This window comes from Pseudomonas sp. LAMO17WK12:I10, assembly GCF_900215185.1.
In the GTDB taxonomy this organism is placed as follows: Bacteria; Pseudomonadota; Gammaproteobacteria; order Pseudomonadales; family Pseudomonadaceae; genus Aquipseudomonas; species Aquipseudomonas chlororaphis.
Map to the genome: position 1 here is coordinate 1 of NZ_OBDX01000081.1, position 2176 is coordinate 2176.

A 2176-nucleotide genomic window follows, 5' to 3' on the forward strand; every position below is an offset into this window, starting at 1 on the left:
CCGGTTGTTCGCTGTGAGTGAGGCGTGGGTGTGGCTGGCCGAAGCGCGCATACTCGCGCGCCGACTCACTACATAATTTTGTCTACACCCTCTTAAGCGGTTTGGGTGAGTTCTGGTTCGATCTTGCTGTCCTCCCATACTATGCGGTAGGCCCATCTGGCCATCGCGAAAGCGATAGGACTTTGGGGGGGGGCGACGCGACGTGCTTCAGTATGTCGTCAATTGGAGAGGCGTATGTCGTCAACTTTGGGAGTTCGCTTTCAGCGTGGCGCGAACATGTATAAATTTCCCGGTATGCGGTAGATCATTCGCATGTAACATTTGAGCGCGGGGGCATAACATCCATGAGTTTTCTGACACCTTGAGCAATACCGACTTCAAGGTGGCTAAGTGTTCCCGATCATTAAAGGTGGGGCCTTGGTTGAAGGTTTTCCGGCAGATGTCGCCGCAAGTTGGCGATAATTTTCTTTTTGTTGCTTGCAATGTGCTTCGTTGAGTGGGGTGGGCTGGTGTGGGAGGGTGGGCATTTTTTTGAGGCTCGCAGGTCTTTGAATTTGCCGAAAGTTGAAAATTCGCAGCATAAATTATCGCTACATTTTGTCGGTGATTGATGTGGCATTGTTTGTGATTGCTAGGGATATTTGGTCGTAGTTGAAGCTGCGTGCGGCTGCGGGTTTCTTCTCTGGGTCAACCAAAATGCTTTCTGATTCGGGTTTTTTTGGGGGGGCTTGGTGGTTTGGAATTTTTGCTTCTGTGTTGGCCGCCGTGGTGCTTTGGGTTTCTCTCTTTTGATTTGGGTAGTGCAATCTCGCTCGCTACTCACTTATACAGGTCCTACTTACAATGTCCATAAGCGTGCGTTACCTCATTTTGAAGTCGTCGGATCAGCAATTGATGGACTTCCGAACCAGTAAAGCTAAGTACACTTTGGATGGTGTGACGCATTTGTATGGCCTAAATGGCAAGGAGTATTCTGTCACGGGTAGCGCGGTTGGCGATAATATTTGGGTTGCACCGGGGAGCAAAGTAGATGCCTCTGCATTGCTCGGTGGCGCTGACAGTATTTATCTCGGTGGTCGGTGGTCTGATTATACCAAGACCATTGATTCGGCTAACGGAACTCTAACTTTCAGTCGAGAGGTTGGGGGTAAAGTCGAAAGCGTAACCGTGGGTAATGGCTTGGTTAATCTGACTCGAGATAGTCTGGTGTTTGCCGATGGGACCATTGACACTCGAAATGCGCGCCTGGCGCTAATGGCAGATTCCTCGGCTACTCCGGCGTTGGATGCTAGTCGTACGTCCCAGGCGCCCTTTGTGCCGGGGCCGCAGACGGGGGACACCTTTGTGCGTGCGCTGTCCCGCGAATCAGGTGTGAACTTTGTCATGCCTACCGTGGGGCTGAATCATCGGCTGGCCGGTAGCGCTGGTATCGACCAAATATATGTGACTCCGGGGGCGACCGTTGATGCGGTAGCGTTGCTCGGGGGAACCGACCGGGTTTTTCTGACCGGCAAGTGGTCTGATTACACCAAAACCTTGGCGCCCGAGAACGGTGCCATCGTATTTACGCGTGAGATCAATGGTCAGATTGAGAAAGTATCTGTTGCCAATGGCCTGATTGGTCTGAGCAAGGATCTGGTGGTTTTTGCTGATGGTGCTGCACGTACCGACACCATTCGTCTGGCGTTGGCCAGCAAGGGGCCGAACGCTACTGTCGACGATCTATTCGTGGAGGGAGCGAAAACTGCCGATCAGTCCGATGATTGGACCGACAGAACCTTTACCCGCTGGGGCGCGGAGGCTCCGGAAATTACTGCTGTTGCGGGAGATGACCGGGTCGATTACAGGGAAAGGGAGGCCGGCGTCACTGTTAGGGGGAGCGCTGAGCCAGGCAGCTTGGTAAAGCTGGTCTGGGGTGGTGTGGCCAAGGAAGTCATCGCAGATGTAGATGGTAAGTGGTCCGCGACCTTTGCTGGCAATGAGGTACCGGCCAACGGGGCGAGTACTCTTACTGCGACAGCTACCGATACGTTCGGCAATGTTTCTGCGGTCAGCAGTCGCTCGGTCATCGTTAATGTAATCGAAAACCTGACGGCGCCGATCGTCGATGAACAAGTCAGCGGCAGCAAGATCGACGCCGTCGAAGCGGCGGACGGCACTGTGGTCAAGATCCCGG

Annotated in this window: 1 protein-coding gene; it reads left to right on the forward strand. The window is 53.4% G+C overall.

Translation table 11 applies throughout. The annotated features are described in order from the left end of the window. Positions 1 to 843 precede the first annotated feature (843 nt). Positions 844 to 2176, forward strand: a 1333-nt coding sequence (locus CRO75_RS32150; protein ID WP_204856423.1) for a hypothetical protein, incomplete at its 3' end; no start/stop codon positions are given.